Genomic DNA, 18,098 nt, shown 5'->3' with positions numbered 1-18,098 from the left:
AAGGATTGCAGGGTACTTTGAATATCCAGAAATTAGGCTTAGATGCAGTTGATTTAGAATACCTTCCAAAAACTGGCACTGGTACGGTAATTAAGCCTGCTATGCAATTTACTTTTGATAGTAGTAAGCCAATTCAAATTCGTAATTTTGGCTTTAATGCATTATCAATTGAGCAAGATACGGGCTCTGTCCTTTCATATTATGATACTAATGGTAATCTGATAGAGGGTACAAGCACTAACCCGCAAGATTATGGATTCTTAAAAACAGGAACATTTAGTGCAGTTCCGCAAAGTACAGGTGTAATTGAGACTTCTTCACCTATTACTGTGACAACAGCAAATAATTATGACACTGGCCGAGAAAAAGGTTTTATCGGTTTACAAATGAATGGCAATCTTGCAATAGATGGTAAGGTACAAATTTTTGCATGTAGTAATCATGCTCGTTGTTAAATTTTATTGAATTCAAAGGATTGAACAATGGAAAAGAAAAATCAGAAGCTACAGACACGATATTTTGTACTTAATACTCTAGCTGTAAGTATTTTATTAGTTAGCAACTCTACTTATGCTTTACAAGCATTAGATGATACATCTATGCGCGACGTTAACGCACAAGATGGGTTAAATGTTAATTTAGATTTTAAAGAGTTGAATGTAGGGACTTTGTTTTGGCAAGATAATGCAGGACGTGGAAGTGCAGGAAAAGCAACTGACACCACCTTACGAGCTGAAGCTGAGAATTTCAAAATTCAATCGCATAGCTCATCACCAACAGTAAGACCTAATATCAATATCCAAATGAATACTGGTAGTGAATCCAATAAGGCAGGATTAGACTTCAATTTAAAAGTTGCGCCTGTTTTAATCAGTATGAATAAGTTTAAGGTTTGTGACTCAACAGCTTGTGGCAGTCCAGTTGGGGACATCGCGATACAAACTAACTCAGATACAAGTATTAGTTTTAAAACCCGAAATGGTCTTTTTAGTAAAGCTGATCAGAGTGAATTAACGCTTGCTTCGAAAAATGCAAGTATTTATCTTGGACAAACAACTGGATTATCACCAAGCCAAACACTCAATCAATTAATCCTGAAAAATTTTAATTTTAATTTTTTTGCTAAAGGCGTAATGTACATTGATGGTACAGACGGATTTATTGTTCGAACTAATGCAGCTGGAGTACCAGATGCAGTTATTAATTACAATGCAGATGGTAGTGTAAATACTTCAACAAGTACCACGCCTAATACAACATACGGTTATGTCGATTTTACTCGTGTAACTGATCCTGCGAATTCTGGAACAATTACAGGAAATACATATTCTTCTACAGCCAGCAATTCGGGTTTAAACTTAGAATTTATGCTGAATAAAAATGTAAATCCAAATAACCGTTATTCTGTAGATACCACTAAAACTCCAGTAAATGGTCAAGCCACACCTGAAACTGCAAAAGGCCTCATACGTTTGGGAGCAAGTGGTCGTATGGTCAATGGTTCTATACAGATACGTGGTACAAATGCTAATAGCAACGATGGATTTACCCGGACAGATCCTGTTTATAATGTAGCGTCTAACCAATTTGGTAATCCTGATAATACGAATATTTTAGGTAAAGCGAATAACGGGGTTAGTTCGTCAGGGACACAAAATATTATTGGTAATACCGGTATAGCTTTCCGTATGAAAGCTGACTTTACTAAAAAGAATGATCCAATGTTGCAAGGCGATAATACAAAAGCGACGACATTGGAGCTGGGAGGTGCAGGCTTTAACACCTACGGATTTGAATTCGGAGAATTAACGGGTTTGAATTTGAGAAACAGAGGTTCGTTTGATACAGGAAATGTTTATCTAAATTTAGTAGATACAAAAACTGTTTTATTACCAGCGAATAAAGTATTGCAAACAAGTCGTTATTGGAATGGCTCGAGTTCTACAACATTAACCACTGATGCTGATTACGTTCAAAATATTCATAATGGAACGACTGATCAAAATCCTTATGCACTTCTGGCTGCTATTCGCGGTGCAGAGTTTCAGGCATTTTCACGCAGCGGTCGTTTTACCAATAGTGCAAGAACGACAGGAACAACGATTCCTAAAATCAATGATACTGCAGGTAATACGTGGGGTTTAGCATTACCTTTCTATGATTTAAATGCAAATTTAGCCATGTATGGTACAACTGCTCCAGCAGATGCTTACTATTATGATTTAGGTGGAACAAGATACACAGTTGTAGCTGGTGCGGAGCGTTTAGGTTTTTCACTTGCCATGAGTACTACGGGTATGAATGGAAGTACAGATACTACTAAGCAAAAGACTACTTCAATCTTGTTATTAGATAACGCTGATACAAACTCAGTACGTTATATTGGTTTGCGTAATATCGATATGTTATTGCGCGGTACGGGAACAGTTGGGCTTGAAAATGGAAGTTTTAATGCTAGCTTAAAAGACATTTTGATTATCTTATCTGCACAAATTGCAGGAGGATATTTACCAGGAGCATTATATAAAGGGACATCTACACCGGCATCAGCTTCATCAGCGGACTTCTCAAATAATAATGATGTTTTGTTGTCTACTAAATTACGTTTAGATGGTAAGAAAATAGATCTTTCTTTAATACCAAATAGTGAATATACCAGTACTGACGGTAGTCGCTTGAGTGTTGTTGGTGAGTTAGAGCTTAAGGCTGTAAAAGATGGTGGGAAAAGCGCAATTCAGTTAAGTGATCCATTAGATGGTTCTACTGTAGGTTTCGATAATATCGATGGTAAAGTTGCATTTAATAATGCAATTATTATTTCACCAGATACTCGAGAGACATGTCCTACAGCTGGTTGTGATGGTATGGTTTCCTTTAAAGCAGGTCTAACTTTCAACCCAGCTGGAACAACAGGTATTGGAGCAACTGGTGGAGCAAATAGTGCAACAAATGCTGAAAAGATTGCGGGTGTATTAAGAGTTCGAGATATAAATCTTTATCCTCCAACAGTGGGAGCACAGCCACAACGCTTAGGTGAAATGGTGTTGACGGGTGGACGTATTACTGGTCAATTAGGAATTATTCCTCGAAACTAAGGATAGAATCTGATGAATAAAAATAAGATGCTAGGATGTCTAACTCTATTTTTTAGTCCTCTAGTAATAGCAATGCAACCAATGGATGATCAAAGTCTATCTGTTGCGACTGGTCAAGATGGTTTAAATATTAATGTAACTACCCCAAGCATTGAATTTAAACAAATGGCTGTGATTGATCCTGATGGTTGGGATACGAAGACGGTTGCTGCAACAGAATATCGTGGTAGAGCTGCGTTAGTACTTGCACAAAGTCCTAATTCAACTATGTCGAGTCCAACTATAACCGCAAAAGCTGCTGGTACTTCTACTAACTTAAGTCTAAATGCTGTTATTGATACAGATAAGGGGACTGGTACTAATGGAGCTTTCGCGAATATCGGGATAACTTTTGGAAATTTAGATGAGTTAGTATTTTCTAAATTCTCTATCTATACGGCTGGTGCAAATGCTGTATCAGATATGGGTTTGACAACTCCTGGTATTTATACGCAAAGAACCATTTTTGGTGGAACTACAGCAACATTAAATACAGGTGTTAAAGAGTTACTTAGATTAAATGAAGGTTTGAATATAAAGTTTTTAGCTACGAATAAACCGAAAATGAATATTCAACTCGGAGCAGCGCCACAGGGTTACATGGTGGGTCTAGGTGGGGCGATTGATTCTATTTGTGGAGCTGGGACAGGGTGTAATATGATGCTAGTCTCTAGCTACGCTACTGAAACTGATCCAACAACAACAGCTATTGGTGCAAATTTTAAGTTTCAAATGAAAGCATCAAATCCTTTAACAGGTTTTCGTTTAGATAATTTTCATGCTGGTATTGAATCCGATGGTTTTGTTTTTGGAAATTTTGTAAACACGTGCTCTACAACACCTAGTACTTGTATCACCTCTGATGCAGTTGATTTATCATTAAATGAAATCAAATTAGGTAATGATATGACAACAATTCCTGCGGTTGGAAGTGCTAATTATCGATTTAATGGTTTACAAAATAGTTCAATTGGAAATGTTGGATTTAAAAATGCTTCAGTTACTGACTTAAAAATGAAAATTAGTGGTCTGTAATTAATCAAGAGCATTAGTAAAAAATAGGGAGTATCGCTCCCTATTTTTTATTTAAATATTCAAGAATATTCTCAAGTTGCTTTTCTCGTTTTACTAGGCTCCACAATTCTTGAGCTTCCGGATAGGCTTTAGTCATCATACCTAACCATTGCTTGTAACGACCAATCATTCCAATTTCAGTTTTGAATTGTCCGCTTAAAAAACGTTGTTGTAATACGACCAAATCTTGCCATGTTAAAATCGCTTGGTTGCTATTCTCACGGATACAGAGTGTCAAATCTGGAGTTGTAACAGCGCCACGTCCTATCATCAAATCCTGACAATTTGATTGTTCTAAACATGCTTTGGCATCAGCATTATTCCAGATTTCACCATTGGCAATTACATTGATTTTTAATGCTTCAGTAATTGGCTGGATTTTTTCCCAATAGGCAGGAGGTGTATAGCCATCAGCTTTTGTACGAGCATGAACTGTGAGCCAACTAGCACCAGCATCTTCTATGGCATGCGCATTATCGAGTGTATGGTTTTCATCTAAATAACCGAGTCGCATTTTTGCTGAAACTGGAATATGTTTAGGTACAGCATCACGAACAGCTTTGACTAAGAGATGTACCGTTTCAGGTTCATCTAATAAAACTGAACCGCCGCGATGGCGATTGACTGTTTTAGCTGGACATCCAAAATTTAGATCAATTGCAGGAGCACCGAGTTCAACGACTTTAGCAGCATTGGCTGCGAGCATTTCAGGATTATTTCCCAAAAATTGAACATGTACAGGTGTTCCAGCAGCTGTTTTACCATCAGTTTTTAGTTCAGGACAAAAACTGTAATAAATATGGTCAGGCAAAATGCTGTCAGTAATACGGATAAACTCAGTCACACACCAATCAAAGCGACCAACATGAGTGAGGACATCACGCATAATTGGATCTGTTAGACCTTCCATAGGGGCGAGTGCGAGTTTCACAATGCATTACCTAGTTAAACAAAAACTGGTTTATACGCATTTTAATAGAAGCTGTCTAGTTTTTATTGGGACAGTTAAATTAACGCCCTAGTATCATTTCTAAAACAAATTTACTGCCAATAAATCCGATTGCTAGTAATATGAATCCTGTAATTGTAAATCGAATCGCTTTACGACCACGCCAACCAAATTTGTAATGTCCGATTAGTAAAGCTCCATATAAAAACCAAGAAATAATACTAAATGCAGTTTTGTGAGCGAGGTGTTGAGCAAAGAAATTATCAATAGTAAAGAAACCAAAGATTAGTGCGGCGGTGAGTAAACCAAACCCAGTAATAATTAAATCAAAAAGTAAGGATTCCATCACTTGAAAAGGAGGGAGCAGGTTGACCCAAATACGTTTTTTTTGTTTTTTCTTGAGTTCTCTGTCTTGAAACCATAATAGAACTGCTTGAATGGTTGCCATTAACAGAACCGCATAAGCGGACAAAGACAAAATAATATGGGTATCTAAACCGACTCCATGATGTTCAATGGTTTGATTGGATTGGCTCAAAGAAAACCCTAGGATTAGTCCAATCGCAGCAACAGGAATGCCGATTAAATTTAGAGGTAATATTGGGCGAATCAGACTCAAAATTAAACTTAGGCTTAACATCAGTCCAGAGGTAAAGGAAATGAGATTAAATACATCATAATTTACCCCTAACGGAGTAATCATATCCTGTGACAAGACAAGACCATGAAGTATCAATCCTAATACAACAATAAGACCATAACACCAAAGATTTGGAGTACGTTTTGACATTAAATGGATAAACAGATACCAGAATGAACTGGTATATGAGACAAGTGCCAAAATTGTGTAAACCAAGGGGAGACTGATCATGTCAAACCTTTTTTAGGGGGATGAATAATATTCACCATATAAGATATAAATTCGCTTCGAACTACAGTATCCTATAGCATCTTATGCATAAATTTTCTATTTTAAGAAAGATTTTTTTGCAACTAGCCATTTTAAGCGGATTTCGCAATGTTTGATACCTTAACAGAACGACTCACACAGAGTTTAAGAAATGTTACTGGCTCAGGGCAGCTGACCGAAGACAATATTAAAGATACCTTACGTGAAGTACGTATGGCACTTCTTGAAGCCGATGTGGCGTTACCTGTAACTCGTGAATTTATCGCGAAGGTGAAGGAAGAAGCACTTGGTCAAGAAGTAATGACTCAGCTTTCTCCAGGTCAGGCATTTGTAAAAATTGTCTATGATGAACTCACCAAAATGATGGGTGAGGCAAATGAGACTCTTGATTTAAGCGCAAAACCACCGGTTGTGGTCCTTCTTGCTGGTTTGCAAGGTGCTGGTAAAACCACGACGGCTGCAAAATTAGCGCGTTTCCTCAAAGAGCGCCAAAAGAAAAAAGTAATGACTGTTTCTGCCGACGTGTATCGTCCAGCAGCGATTAAGCAGTTAGAAACAGTATCAAATGAAGTCGGTGTTGGTTTTATTCCATCACAAGCGTCAGAAAAACCAATTGATATTGTCAATCGTGCGATTGAGCAAGCAAAAATTCAATTTGCTGACGTTTTGATTGTCGATACGGCAGGTCGTCTACATGTCGATGAAGACATGATGGATGAGATCAAAGAATTACATGCTGCTGTGAAGCCGACTGAGACTTTGTTCGTCGTTGACGCGATGACAGGTCAAGATGCTGCCAATACAGCAAAAGCTTTTAATGATGCTTTGGCTTTAACTGGTGTGATTCTCACTAAAACTGATGGTGATGCACGCGGTGGTGCTGCACTTTCTGTTCGTGCCATCACGGGTAAGCCGATCAAGTTCTTGGGTATTGGTGAGAAACTAGATGCGCTTGAGCCATTCCACCCAGATCGTGTTGCACAACGTATCTTGGGCATGGGTGATGTCCTTTCTTTAGTCGAAGAAGTTGAACGTAAGATCGACAAAGAAAAAGCCGAAAAAATGGCGAAAAAATTGCAAAAAGGCGGTACCTTCAACTTTGAAGATATGCTGATGCAATTTGAGCAAATGAGTAAAATGGGCGGCATGATGGGCTTCTTGGATAAGTTGCCTGGTATGAGTAATGCGGGCATTCAGGATGCAATTGAAAAAGCTAATCCTGAAAAGCAAGTTAAGCGTATGGAAGCGATTATTCAGTCGATGACGATTAAAGAACGTCGTAATCCTGATTTAATTAATCCAAGCCGTAAAAAACGTATTGCTGCTGGTTGTGGTATGGATGTTGCTGAAGTGAATAAATTGATCAAGCAACAAGCACAAATGGCGAAGATGATGAAGAAATTTGCGAATCCATCAGGCATGAGCAAAATGTTGAAATCTTTGGGCAATATGCAGAAACAATTCGGTGGTGGTGGCGGTATGGGACCATTATTTGGTAACAACGATACCAAAAAATAATAAATAAAAGCCCATACTTTCATTAGAAGGCGCATTAGCGCCTTTTTTATTAACTGATGGTTGGTGTATAAAAATGTTAGTGTATAAAAATAGTACAAAATTAAACACTAAACGTTTAGTAAAAATTAGATAATAAAAATTAAATATATGATTTTATTGATAAATGTAAACTATGTCACAAGATATGAAAAATAAGGTTTTTATTTTGCATTGTGAAAATGCAAATCCAGAACAGCATTGGTATATCTGGTTAGAGCAACAACTAAAAAGCATTGGTATCTCTGCTGAAAGAGTTGTTCTGGCTGATTCAAGTCATCCTGATGCGGAGGTTTGGCAAACTTGCTTAGAGGCTCAATTAAATACTATTAATCAACAAAGTATTTTGGTTGCACATGGATTATCTTGTCTAGCGGCAGCGAGATATCTGGCTGATAAGCTCAAAGGGACATCTATTAAGGCAGCATTATTTTTAGCAGGTTTTAACGAAACAATTCCGCAACATCCAGAATGGAATCAATTTATTCAAGAAAATCGTTTCGAAAGCAAATACCTTCGAACGAATATCCTTCGACGTATCGTGTTTTTTTCAAGTAATGATCCTGTCGTGCCTGTGCCATACACATTCAAATTTGCACATTATATTAATGCACAATTGATTGAAGTAAGCCAAGCAGGACATTTTTGTGAGGATGATGGCTATCGTGAATTTGAACATTTATTTAAGGTAATTCAAACATTAGTAGCAGCAGAATTGACCTGAACATAATGTTTTAAGCCTTTTAAAAGTAAATCCGATTCGATTTGCGGTTGATAATGCTTTAAAAATTTTTCAAACAAATTGGCATCACCACCTGTGAGTACGAGTTTTCTTGGCGATTGCTGCATGATTTGATGAATCGTGCTAATCAAGCCTAAAAGAATGCCATGATGGACAGCATCAACGGTGTTATGTCCTGGATCTAGATTATCAAAGGCAGAATCTGGAATTTTGATACCCTTAGTGTTTTGAATCAGAGAGTCACGCTGTAAGTACAGATTAGGTAAAATATATCCACCTAGATGTTGGAAACCATCAATAAGATCAATAGTTAAAGCCGTTCCACATCCAATCACACAATAGCTCTCATTCGGTTTAGCGGTTGCTAATACTTGCAACCATCGGTCTATTCCTAACTGACTTGGAACATCGTAGCCACATCGTAATCCAGCATATTCAGTATGTACTTTGGCAAAAATGACGGGTATTTCTAAAATATCTAGGATTGTTTTAATACGATGATTATTTTCACTGTCGAGAACAGAAGATACCCCAACGTGAGTAATGTTCTGATAACGAAAATGTTGAATAAGTCCTAACAACAAGTCGGCAGGCGATTGGAGATGTAATTCAGCAGCATGCTCAATAATTTGATCTTGCTGTGTAATCCAATATTTTAAACGAGTATTACCAATATCAAGCCATAAACTTTTCATCGCATTGTGATCCCTTAGTTAGATGCAAGACGTAAACGACCTTGATAGAACTGTTGTGTTTGATCTGATTTGATTATAACGGCACCATCATTCGAAATGCCTTGGAACTGACCATAGGTTTTACCTAGTGCATGTTCAAACTCTACAAACTCATTGATCCAAATCGCATGATGATTAAATCGTTCAGCTAGATTATAGCTACCATGTTCGAACCATTGAGCTGCTTGTTGAATCGCAACATATAATTCAGCAATCAGCTGAAATCGTTCAAGTTGCTGTAGCCCTAAATGATGTAGCGATGTAATTGATTGATCTGCATCTTCCACATTAGGGGTGTTAATATTAATACCTACACCGACAATCGCTTGATTTACAGAAAGCGGTTCAACTAAGATCCCACCCCATTTCCCTTGTGAACTGTATAAATCATTTGGCCATTTGACGTTTAATGATAAGTTACGTAAGCATGGGATCTGTAAAATATTCAATGCAACTTCAAGTGCAAGTCGCCCATCAAGTGCTGTATTGGTTTGAATCAGTGTGCTTAAATAAACATTTCCATCAGGGGAAACCCATTCACGTTGGTGTTGACCACGTCCTTTGGTTTGTTGCTCGCTACACACAAGACCTGTTGTCATGCCTTTTTGAGCAAGCTCACGCATATCATCATTAGTAGATGTCGTTGTGGTTTTGAATAACACCACTTCTGGATATTGATTCTTTGCATTTAAGAGTTGCTGTAACTGGCGTGTTGCGAAATCATCCATCATTTTTTACAAGTAGAGTGGTCATGTATTCATGGAGTTAATCATATATTTGCTCATTGGTGCAATTGCTGGATTCACCGCAGGATTGTTTGGTGTTGGTGGTGGATTAATAATTGTTCCAATTTTATTTATTGTATTCACTCAGCTGAATTATGATCCTAATGTCATTATGCACATAGCTGTAGGTACATCACTTGCAACCATAGTTGTTACCTCAATCAGCTCAGTCATGGCGCATCATAAAAAAGGCGCAGTGCTATGGTCGGTATTTAAGAATCTAGCTCCAGGATTGATATTAGGCTCTTTTTTTGGGGCGGGAATTGCTGATTTGATGTCAGGGCAACATTTACAGTTAGTGATTGGTATTTTTGCGGTGTGGATGGCTTATAAAATGTTTAGAGGAGCGCATGCACAGATTGATCCTAATAAGCATTTACCTTCAGCACCTCTACAATTTGCAGCAGGGGGCGGAATTGGTATCGCATCCGCGATTTTTGGTATTGGGGGCGGGAGTTTAACGGTTCCTTATCTCAATCGACATGGTGTAGTGATGCAACAAGCTGTAGCAACATCTGCAGCCTGTGGTTTACCAATCGCTTTAGCAGGTGCGATTGGATTTATGTGGTTTGGTGCAAAAGAAAAGATTGATGTTCCCAATACGATTGGCTATGTACATGTATATGCTTTTCTGGGGATCAGTGTGATGAGTTTTATTACTGCCAAAGTTGGCGCTAGGGTAGCGCATCGACTATCAGCAGCGATGCTGAAGAAGTGTTTTGCAGGATTATTGGTTTTTGTTGGAAGCTACTTTATTTACAAAGGTTTAATTTAGCTCTTAATTGCATGCAATCATTACTATTACGTTGATTTAATAGGCTGTTTTATTCTAAAAGTGCACGTCATGTTGTTGACGTGTAACGGCTAAAAAGAAAAGACTTTTTAGCTTAAAGATGGTGATCTTCGTTTGGAAATTAAGTTATGAACAATAAGGTTGTTTGCTTGTAATTACTTTTTCATTGGATAAACGAACTAGGATGCTAGAATTCTAAATGAGACTTATTTTGCATAAATAAAAATTTATGAGAATAATATCAATAAAAATCAATTAGAAAAAATGTTTCAGATATTCGGTTGATGCTGAGTAGAGTATCTAAATAATTGATCTTTAAATTATAAAAATAGATTATTAAGTCAAATTTAAAGGTGAAATAGTGTCTAAAAGTAGTGATTGGCTTAAAAAGCAATGAAATTGTCAGACAATGATATAGAATTTATAAGGTCAGATCAGTTAAAACAAAAAAGCGCAAACAGCATTGGAAAATGCGAATAACAAAGATAGCGAGGGGCTCATGAATCTCGAAGAGGCGGATAGTCTTTCTGAACAGATTGCAAAATATATTAGTGAACAAATAATTAGTGGTGAGCTTGTCGAGGGTGAACGCATTCAAGAATTGCGCATTGCTAAAGAATTAGATGTCAGTCGTGGCTCTGTCCGTGAAGCATTGTTATTACTAGAACGTACATATTTGATCGAGATTTTTCCACGTCGTGGGGCGATTGTTTCTGAAATGTCTGCTCAGCAAGTCAAAGCTTTGTTTGATACCAATGTGATGGTTCTTGGGCATATTGTGCAGCGTATTAGTGAAACTTGGCGAGTAAATGAAGCTGAGCAACTACAAGAGTTATTGGATCAACTTGTCGAGTTTGTTCGTGCTGGTGATATAGAGAAATTCTATGATGCTATTTTTAAATATCTAGCAGAACAACACGAGATGGTGGCTAATCCTTACATGATGCAATTTTATAAGGAATTGTTGCCATCACTACGTCGTAGCTATTTTTTAACCTTAAATACATCGCGTCGAGAACTACAAGAATCATTTACCTTGTTTAAGTTAGTGATTGATGCAATTTTGATCCGAAAATCACAACAAGCTGCTTTATTTATGGAAGATTTTTGTCGACACTTGCGCAACCTTGTGTTGGAATCTCTAACACGAATGAAACAGATTGAATTGGCTTGGGCGAGACGCTCACGCCGTTAGTTAGGGCAGTATGCGTTTAAGCAGTTTAAAACTTTCAGGCTTTAAATCTTTTGCCGATAGTACCACTTTACATTTTAAGGCGAACCGCACTGCGGTAGTTGGGCCGAACGGTTGCGGAAAATCGAATGTGATTGATGCGATCCGTTGGGTTATGGGCGAATCAAATGCACGTCAGTTGCGTGGCGGTAGTATGCAGGATGTTATTTTTACAGGGACATCTAAGCGTAAACCTGTCGGTGTTGCCAGTGTAGAGCTTCGTTTCGATAATACATATGGAAAATTAGGCGGCGCATATAATGCATATAATGAGCTTGCTGTTCGTCGTCAGGTCACACGTGAAGGTAAATCAGAATATTTCTTGAATGGCACACGATGCCGCCGTCGTGATATTACCGATATTTTTCTAGGAACGGGTCTAGGACCACGTTCTTATGCAGTCATTGAACAGGGTATGATCAATCGTTTGGTTGATGCTAAACCTGAAGAAATGCGAGTGTTTATTGAAGAAGCTGCTGGCGTATCTCGCTATCAAGCACGTCGTCGTGAGACTTTGCAGCATTTAGAACATACTGAGCAAAACTTAGCGCGTTTGGAAGATATAGCGGCTGAATTAAAATCACAGTTGAGAACGCTAAAACGCCAGTCCGAAGCCGCCATCCAATATAAAACCTTAGAAACTCAGATTCGTACTTTAAAAATCGAAATACTGTCTTTCCAAGCGAATCAAAGTCAGAAGTTACAACAAGAATATACTGTTGAAATGAACGAGCTTGGCGAACGCTTTAAATTAGTTCGGTCAGAGTCGCATACAATTGAGCATGATTTAGAAGCGACAAGTGCTTTATTTCAACGTTTGATTCAGCAATCATCACCTTTGCAGCATGAATGGCAACAAGCAGAGAAGAAACTGGCTGAATTGAAAATGACTTTGGAGCAAAAGCAAAGCTTATTTCAACAAAATAGTAGTAGTTTGATTCAGCTTGAACAACAAAAACTTCAAACTAAAGAACGACTACAGCTTTCTGAACTTCAGGTAGAAACTTTAACTGCACAATATGATGAGCAGAGTGAAGCCTTAGTCGAATTGGAGCAGCAAACACAATCGACCGAACATCACTTTAGTGATCTTCAGGCGCAACAAAAACAAGCACAACAACAATTTGAACAAATTAAAACCCAAGTTGATCAGCAGCAACAAAAAAAGTTGCAAATGGCGGCACAAATTGAACAGCTTGCTAAAAATGTGCAACGAATCGAACAACAAAAGCAGACTTTGCAGAACCAAAGTAATCAGATTCGTGCTCAGGTTCAGGATGATGAGCAAGCGCAACTAGAACAATTACAGCAGAAATTACAACAAGAAATCATTATTTTAGAAACCGAAATAGAGCAATTTCAACAAAATACAAAGATTTTGCAGGATCAACAACAGCAAGATAAAACCAATCTACAGAGTTTAAAAACAGAAATTCAAGTTCTATTGGCTGAACAGAAAAATTTGAATCAATTGCTGGCGAAGCAGAGTCCAAAACAAAATCAAAATGCTGTTCGATTGATGCAAAGCTTGCGCTTAACAACTCAAGGCAAATCTCATGCTGTGATCATTGAGAAATTTTTAGCTAAATGGTTACAAGCACAGTTGATCGAAAGTGGACAAACATTCCAAGAAGATGTGGCACGTCAGTTAAAATCATCCACGCAGCAAAAGATTCAAATACAACAACTGCGTCGTTTAAATGATTTTATTGAAGCTCCACAATCTTCGCTCTGGGCAAATGTTGCCGTTGCAGATGATTTAACAATAGCATTGAGTCATCAGTCTGATCTTATTCATGCACAATCGATTTTGACGCTTGATGGTTATCATGTCGGGGCTGATTGGGTGATTGCTCTGCACTATGATGAAGATAGCCAAAGTGCACAGGGCATGCTAAGCCATCAAGTGCGTTTAGAGGAAATTCAACAGCAATTGGTACAGAAGCAACCGCAATTGCTTGATCTGGAAAACCAGTTTTTCCAACAACAGCAAAGCCTGCAACAGCAACAACAAATCTTGCAGCAACAGCAGCAAAGTGTGAAACAAAAGCAAAAAGAGTTGCAGCAACTGGATGTGCAGATTGCCAAGCTACAAAGTACCGCACAGGCTTTTGTATTGCAGCAACAACAATTGGCAGATCAACTAAAACAATTGGATTTGCAGCTTGAAGAAGATGCGATGCAGCGAGATGATCTAGAAATTGATTTGCATGCACTAGCAATTAAATTAGAAGCGGTATTACCGAACTATAAAACTTTGCAGTTTCAGGTTGAAAGTTTAAATGAGCAGTTAGATGAGCAGCAACAACAGTTGACTCAACAACAACAACAACGTGAAGTATTACGCCAGCAGACCTCGCAAGCCAATCAACATATTGAGTTGTTGGAAAAAGATATTTCTTTTTTAAAGACACAATATCGACAAATTATTGAGCAAATAGAACAGGCAAAGAAATTTGTTGATCCAATTCAACTCGAGTTACCTAATCTCGAATCACAATTCCAAGAGCAGTTCCAGCAAACTGAAAAATTGCAAAAAAATTGGAATGAATGGCAGCTTGAATTGAATCAAGTACAAGAAAAGCAGCAACAACTGACAGAGCAACGCCATCAAGCCCAACAAAAAGATGAACAGGTGCGTGAACAGTTGGAACAAAAACGCTTGGCATGGCAGGCAGCTAAGTCAGATCGTGAACATTATTTAGAACAACTCAAAGAACTTAATTCCGAACCTGTATCTGATCTGTCGATTGAAATTAAAGAGCATCAGCAAAAACTGGAAAAAGCACAACAACAGTTTGAGAAAATTGGCGCAGTTAATTTAGCAGCTTCTCAAGAGTACGAAGAGGTGTCACAGCGTTTTGATGAGCTTAGCCATCAGATGCAAGATTTGCAAAATACTGTTGACCAACTAAAAGATGCAATGAAAAGCATTGATCAAGAAACACGAAAGCTATTTATGACCACCTTTGATCAGGTCAACCAAGAGCTACAAGTATTGTTCCCTAAAGTTTTTAACGGCGGTGAAGCCACTTTGAGTCTTGAGGATGACTGGCAGTCAGGTGTCAAATTAATGGCTCGACCACCAGGCAAACGTAATAGTTCGCTCGCATTGCTGTCAGGTGGAGAAAAAGCACTCACTGCTTTAGCTTTGGTGTTTGCGATCTTTAGATTGAATCCAGCGCCTTTCTGCGTTCTAGATGAAGTAGATGCGCCATTGGATGATGCGAATGTACAACGGTATTGTAATTTGGTAAAAGAGCTTTCTGAACAGGTACAATTCATTTACATTACACATAATAAATTGGCGATGACAATGGCAACTGATTTATTGGGAGTGACCATGCCAGAGCCAGGTACATCAAAATTAGTGACTGTCGATTTAGAACAGGCAAAAGAATACGGGTTAGTTGCGGAGTCCTAATATGGAAATGAATACAATAATAGGCATTGTTATTGCCGTTGTGATTATGCTCGTTGGTTTGATAATGATTTTAAGAAAACCAAAACCAGTTGAGCCTTCACTAGAAGCAGATTTGCACATTAATCCTGAAAGTAATCAGCCTGTGATTCCACGTCATGTGAGAGATCAGATTCTGAAGGTGGAAACTCCTGAGCTAGCTGTTGAACGTGTTGAGCCTAGTTTTAAAACCAATCCAATCGAAGCTGCTCCCGTTATTGCTTCTCAACCAGTCACTGTAGTTGAAAAAGCATCTGAACCTGAAAAAGTTCAAGAGATTGCTGAATCAGTTGAAGTTAAAACATCTGTAGCAACTGAAGCTGAACTTTCCACTCCAACTCAGACAGAGGGGGAGGCTTTAGAGGATCAAGTAAATCCTTCCGATAAACTTGATGAAGTGAAAGTTGAGCCTGAACTCACGTTAAACCCAAGTATTGAGACTGTTGAGATTGCTGAGTTTGATGGTGAAAGTAATATTTTAGATGTCCATTTGCATGAGCAACAACGTTACGATGATGAAAGTGCGTTAGCAACTGCTGAAGAAATTATTGCCTTAAATGTCTATCCAAACCCGCGCCGTGCACTTTCTGGTGACAAAGCATTAAAAGTATTACTTAAATACGGTTTGCGGTTTGGTGAAATGTCATGTTTCCACCGCTATGAAAATACTGATGAACCAAGTGCTTTGATGTTTTCAGTATTGCGCATTACAGATAATGGTCCAGCAGGTTTTGACTTGGAGACGTTATCAGGTGAACAAGTACAGGGCTTGGCTTTCTTCCTTGCTCTACCAAACAGCAAAGCGGTTACTGGCTACGATATGATGACCAGTATTGCAGGATTAATTGCGCGTGAAATTGATGGTAAAGTTTATGATGAGAATAACCTCGAGTTTTCTCCGCAGTTGAAAGAGCATTGGCGTCATCATGTGATTGACTATCGACCAAGTCAAACAACTGTTTAAAATCAAATTTTTGTAATAAATGCAATGAAAGACATAGGGCGGTTTTCCGCCCTTTTATATGGTGAAATTTAAATGGAACAAAACTCAGTTATTGAGCAAATGCGTCAATTGATTCAATTGATCGCTAAACATAATCATGCTTACTACGTGATGGATCAACCTACGATCACCGACAGTGAATATGACCATTTATTTCATCAACTTAAAGCATTAGAACAACAGTATCCAGAGTTTATGCAAGCTGATACACCCACGAATAAAGTTGGTGGACAAGCATTATCAAAATTTGAAAGTGTGACTCATGCAGTGCCGATGCTGTCATTAGGTAATGTTTTCAATCAGGATGATTTATTTGCCTTTGCACGTCGTATTGATGAGCGCCTACCGAATCAAAAGGTTCAATACGAGGTTGAACTTAAACTCGATGGTTTAGCGATTTCACTTTGGTATGAAAATGGTGTGTTGGTTCGAGGCGTAACTCGTGGTGATGGAGAAACAGGCGAGGACATTACTCAAAATGTCAAAACCATCCGTAATTTACCTAAGATTTTATCTTCTCAGCACCAAGCTATTCCACAACTCTTAGAGGTGCGTGGAGAAGTATTGATGCCAAAATCAGGTTTTGAAAAACTCAATGCAGATCAGGAGGCTAAAGGTGAAAAGACCTTTGCTAATCCACGAAATGCTGCTGCGGGGAGTTTAAGACAGCTTGACCCCAATATCGCAGCATCGCGTCCATTGGCTTTTTATGCTTATGGTATTGCTCAATGCGAGCCTCATCATGGTTTAACGACGATGCATGACAGTTTGCACTGGTTGACCAAATTTGGCTTTGAGATCGCAGAGCGTCAATATCTTTGTGAGTCGATTGAAGAAGTCCAACAACGCTATGAGCAAATTCAGCTTGAACGTCCGAATCTCAAAGTTGAAATTGATGGGATGGTGGTCAAAGTCGATGACCTTAAACAGCAGCAACAACTGGGCTTTTTAAGTCGAGAGCCACGTTGGGCGACAGCCTATAAATTCCCAGCGCAAGCGGCTTTGACCAAGGTTGAAAATATTGACTGGCAAGTAGGGCGTACTGGCACGTTAACACCTGTTGCACGTTTAGCTCCGGTCTTCGTTGGTGGTGTGACTGTCTCGAATGTAACTTTACATAATATTGGTGAAATTCATCGTTTAGATGTACGTGTTGGCGATACCGTCAGCGTGTATCGTACGGGTGATGTGATTCCAAAAGTTGAAAAGGTATGGGCTGAATTTAGACCTGCCGATGCTGAGCTTGTTTATCTACCAACGAATTGTCCAGTATGTGATTCTCCTGTCGTCATGCCAGAAGGTGAGGCCTTAGCTCGTTGTTCTGGTGGTTTATATTGTGCAGCACAGCGTATTGAGGCGATTCGTCACTTTGTTTCACGCAAGGCTATGGATATTGAGGGCTTAGGTGATCGTTGGGTAGAGTCATTATTACATCTAGATCTACTCAGAGATGTAGCCGATATCTATCACTTACATGAACATCGAGAAAAATTACTCAGCATTGAAAAAATGGGTGAAAAGTCAGTTCAAAACCTTATTGATGCAATTGATGCGAGTAAGAAAACCTCATTGGCACGCTTCATTTATGCTTTAGGTATTCGTGGTGTAGGTGAAACTACGGCACGTATGCTCGCCAATACTTTCCAGACCTTCGATGCTTTGAAAGCTGCAAATATTGATGCTTTGAAGAAAACACCTGATGTAGGTGATATTACGGCAGAATGGATTG

At 38.6% G+C, this 18,098-nt stretch carries 13 protein-coding genes and 1 pseudogene; 10 read left to right on the top strand and 4 right to left on the bottom strand.

All coding sequences use genetic code 11. From position 1 onward, the window contains the following. From A2003_RS02610 to A2003_RS02600, 3 genes and pseudogenes are all read left to right on the top strand, one after another. Window positions 1–455: pseudogene (locus A2003_RS02610) on the top strand (hypothetical protein); the annotation flags it as partial. Between the two features lie 27 nt (window positions 456–482). Continuing rightward, the gene (locus tag A2003_RS02605; protein WP_286686762.1) at window positions 483–3,095 is read left to right on the top strand and encodes a DUF6160 family protein; all 2,613 of its coding nucleotides are present in this window, start codon (window positions 483–485) and stop codon (window positions 3,093–3,095) included. Window positions 3,096–3,107: 12 nt separating this feature from the next. Then, a complete protein-coding gene (locus A2003_RS02600; RefSeq protein WP_286686761.1) occupies window positions 3,108–4,169 on the top strand; it encodes a pilus assembly protein FilA in 1,062 nt (353 codons plus the stop codon). A 40-nt stretch (window positions 4,170–4,209) separates the two neighbouring features. Here the strand turns inward: A2003_RS02600 and A2003_RS02595 are convergent, their stop codons facing one another. After that, on the bottom strand, window positions 4,210–5,139 hold the full coding sequence (locus A2003_RS02595; RefSeq protein ID WP_125271953.1) for a tRNA dihydrouridine synthase: 930 nt from the start codon (window positions 5,137–5,139) through the stop codon (window positions 4,210–4,212). A gap of 79 nt (window positions 5,140–5,218) precedes the next feature. After that, window positions 5,219–6,028 (bottom strand): cytochrome C assembly family protein, encoded by an 810-nt coding sequence (locus A2003_RS02590; protein ID WP_286686760.1) that lies wholly within the window; start codon window positions 6,026–6,028, stop codon window positions 5,219–5,221. A gap of 147 nt (window positions 6,029–6,175) precedes the next feature. Here A2003_RS02590 and ffh point away from each other — a divergent pair, with 147 nt between their 5' ends. Both ffh and A2003_RS02580 read left to right on the top strand, forming a co-directional pair. After that, window positions 6,176–7,585, top strand: coding sequence for a signal recognition particle protein (gene ffh, locus A2003_RS02585; RefSeq protein WP_004914148.1), 1,410 nt, complete (start codon window positions 6,176–6,178; stop codon window positions 7,583–7,585). A 172-nt stretch (window positions 7,586–7,757) separates the two neighbouring features. Beyond that, entirely contained in the window at window positions 7,758–8,345 is a 588-nt protein-coding gene (locus A2003_RS02580) for an RBBP9/YdeN family alpha/beta hydrolase (RefSeq protein ID WP_212639165.1), read from the top strand. Here A2003_RS02580 and A2003_RS02575 read toward each other — a convergent pair. Next, window positions 8,315–9,058, bottom strand: coding sequence for a pantothenate kinase (locus A2003_RS02575; protein ID WP_004960213.1), 744 nt, complete (start codon window positions 9,056–9,058; stop codon window positions 8,315–8,317). The two genes, A2003_RS02580 and A2003_RS02575, sit on opposite strands and share 31 nt — an antisense overlap. 14 nt (window positions 9,059–9,072) lie before the next feature. Further along, the gene (locus A2003_RS02570; RefSeq protein ID WP_286686759.1) at window positions 9,073–9,828 is read right to left on the bottom strand and encodes a biotin--[acetyl-CoA-carboxylase] ligase; all 756 of its coding nucleotides are present in this window, start codon (window positions 9,826–9,828) and stop codon (window positions 9,073–9,075) included. Window positions 9,829–9,856: 28 nt separating this feature from the next. Between A2003_RS02570 and A2003_RS02565 the strand changes: the two genes are divergently transcribed. From A2003_RS02565 to ligA, 5 genes are all read left to right on the top strand, one after another. Further along, window positions 9,857–10,657, top strand: a complete 801-nt coding sequence (locus tag A2003_RS02565) for a sulfite exporter TauE/SafE family protein (protein WP_286686758.1) — start codon at window positions 9,857–9,859, stop codon at window positions 10,655–10,657. A gap of 517 nt (window positions 10,658–11,174) precedes the next feature. Further along, window positions 11,175–11,870, top strand: coding sequence for a GntR family transcriptional regulator (locus tag A2003_RS02560; RefSeq protein ID WP_004960197.1), 696 nt, complete (start codon window positions 11,175–11,177; stop codon window positions 11,868–11,870). 10 nt (window positions 11,871–11,880) lie between these two features. After that, complete coding sequence (smc, locus tag A2003_RS02555; RefSeq protein WP_286686757.1) at window positions 11,881–15,330, top strand: chromosome segregation protein SMC; 3,450 nt, start codon at window positions 11,881–11,883, stop codon at window positions 15,328–15,330. 1 nt (window position 15,331) lies between these two features. Next, window positions 15,332–16,330, top strand: a complete 999-nt coding sequence (locus A2003_RS02550) for a cell division protein ZipA C-terminal FtsZ-binding domain-containing protein (protein WP_087539836.1) — start codon at window positions 15,332–15,334, stop codon at window positions 16,328–16,330. A 72-nt stretch (window positions 16,331–16,402) separates the two neighbouring features. Next, a partial coding sequence (gene ligA, locus A2003_RS02545) for an NAD-dependent DNA ligase LigA (protein WP_286686756.1) occupies window positions 16,403–18,098 on the top strand: 1,696 nt, incomplete at its 3' end.

Source organism: Acinetobacter sp. GWC1_38_13 (genome assembly GCF_001767535.1).
Classification (GTDB): domain Bacteria; phylum Pseudomonadota; class Gammaproteobacteria; order Pseudomonadales; family Moraxellaceae; genus Acinetobacter; species Acinetobacter junii.
The sequence above is the reverse complement of the archived record's forward strand: the minus strand, read 5'-3'. Positions and strand labels throughout refer to the sequence as shown.

Bases quoted from the DNA above. Each gene is read 5' to 3' on its own strand.
- A2003_RS02560 (WP_004960197.1), top strand. From the start codon at position 11,175: ATGAATCTCGAAGAGGCGGATAGTCTTTCTGAACAGATTGCAAAATAT.
- A2003_RS02590 (WP_286686760.1), bottom strand. From the start codon at position 6,028: ATGATCAGTCTCCCCTTGGTTTACACAATTTTGGCACTTGTCTCATAT.
- smc (WP_286686757.1), top strand. From the start codon at position 11,881: ATGCGTTTAAGCAGTTTAAAACTTTCAGGCTTTAAATCTTTTGCCGAT.
- ffh (WP_004914148.1), top strand. From the start codon at position 6,176: ATGTTTGATACCTTAACAGAACGACTCACACAGAGTTTAAGAAATGTT.
- A2003_RS02580 (WP_212639165.1), top strand. From the start codon at position 7,758: ATGTCACAAGATATGAAAAATAAGGTTTTTATTTTGCATTGTGAAAAT.
- A2003_RS02565 (WP_286686758.1), top strand. From the start codon at position 9,857: ATGGAGTTAATCATATATTTGCTCATTGGTGCAATTGCTGGATTCACC.
- A2003_RS02600 (WP_286686761.1), top strand. From the start codon at position 3,108: ATGAATAAAAATAAGATGCTAGGATGTCTAACTCTATTTTTTAGTCCT.
- A2003_RS02575 (WP_004960213.1), bottom strand. From the start codon at position 9,058: ATGAAAAGTTTATGGCTTGATATTGGTAATACTCGTTTAAAATATTGG.
- A2003_RS02550 (WP_087539836.1), top strand. From the start codon at position 15,332: ATGGAAATGAATACAATAATAGGCATTGTTATTGCCGTTGTGATTATG.
- A2003_RS02570 (WP_286686759.1), bottom strand. From the start codon at position 9,828: ATGATGGATGATTTCGCAACACGCCAGTTACAGCAACTCTTAAATGCA.
- A2003_RS02605 (WP_286686762.1), top strand. From the start codon at position 483: ATGGAAAAGAAAAATCAGAAGCTACAGACACGATATTTTGTACTTAAT.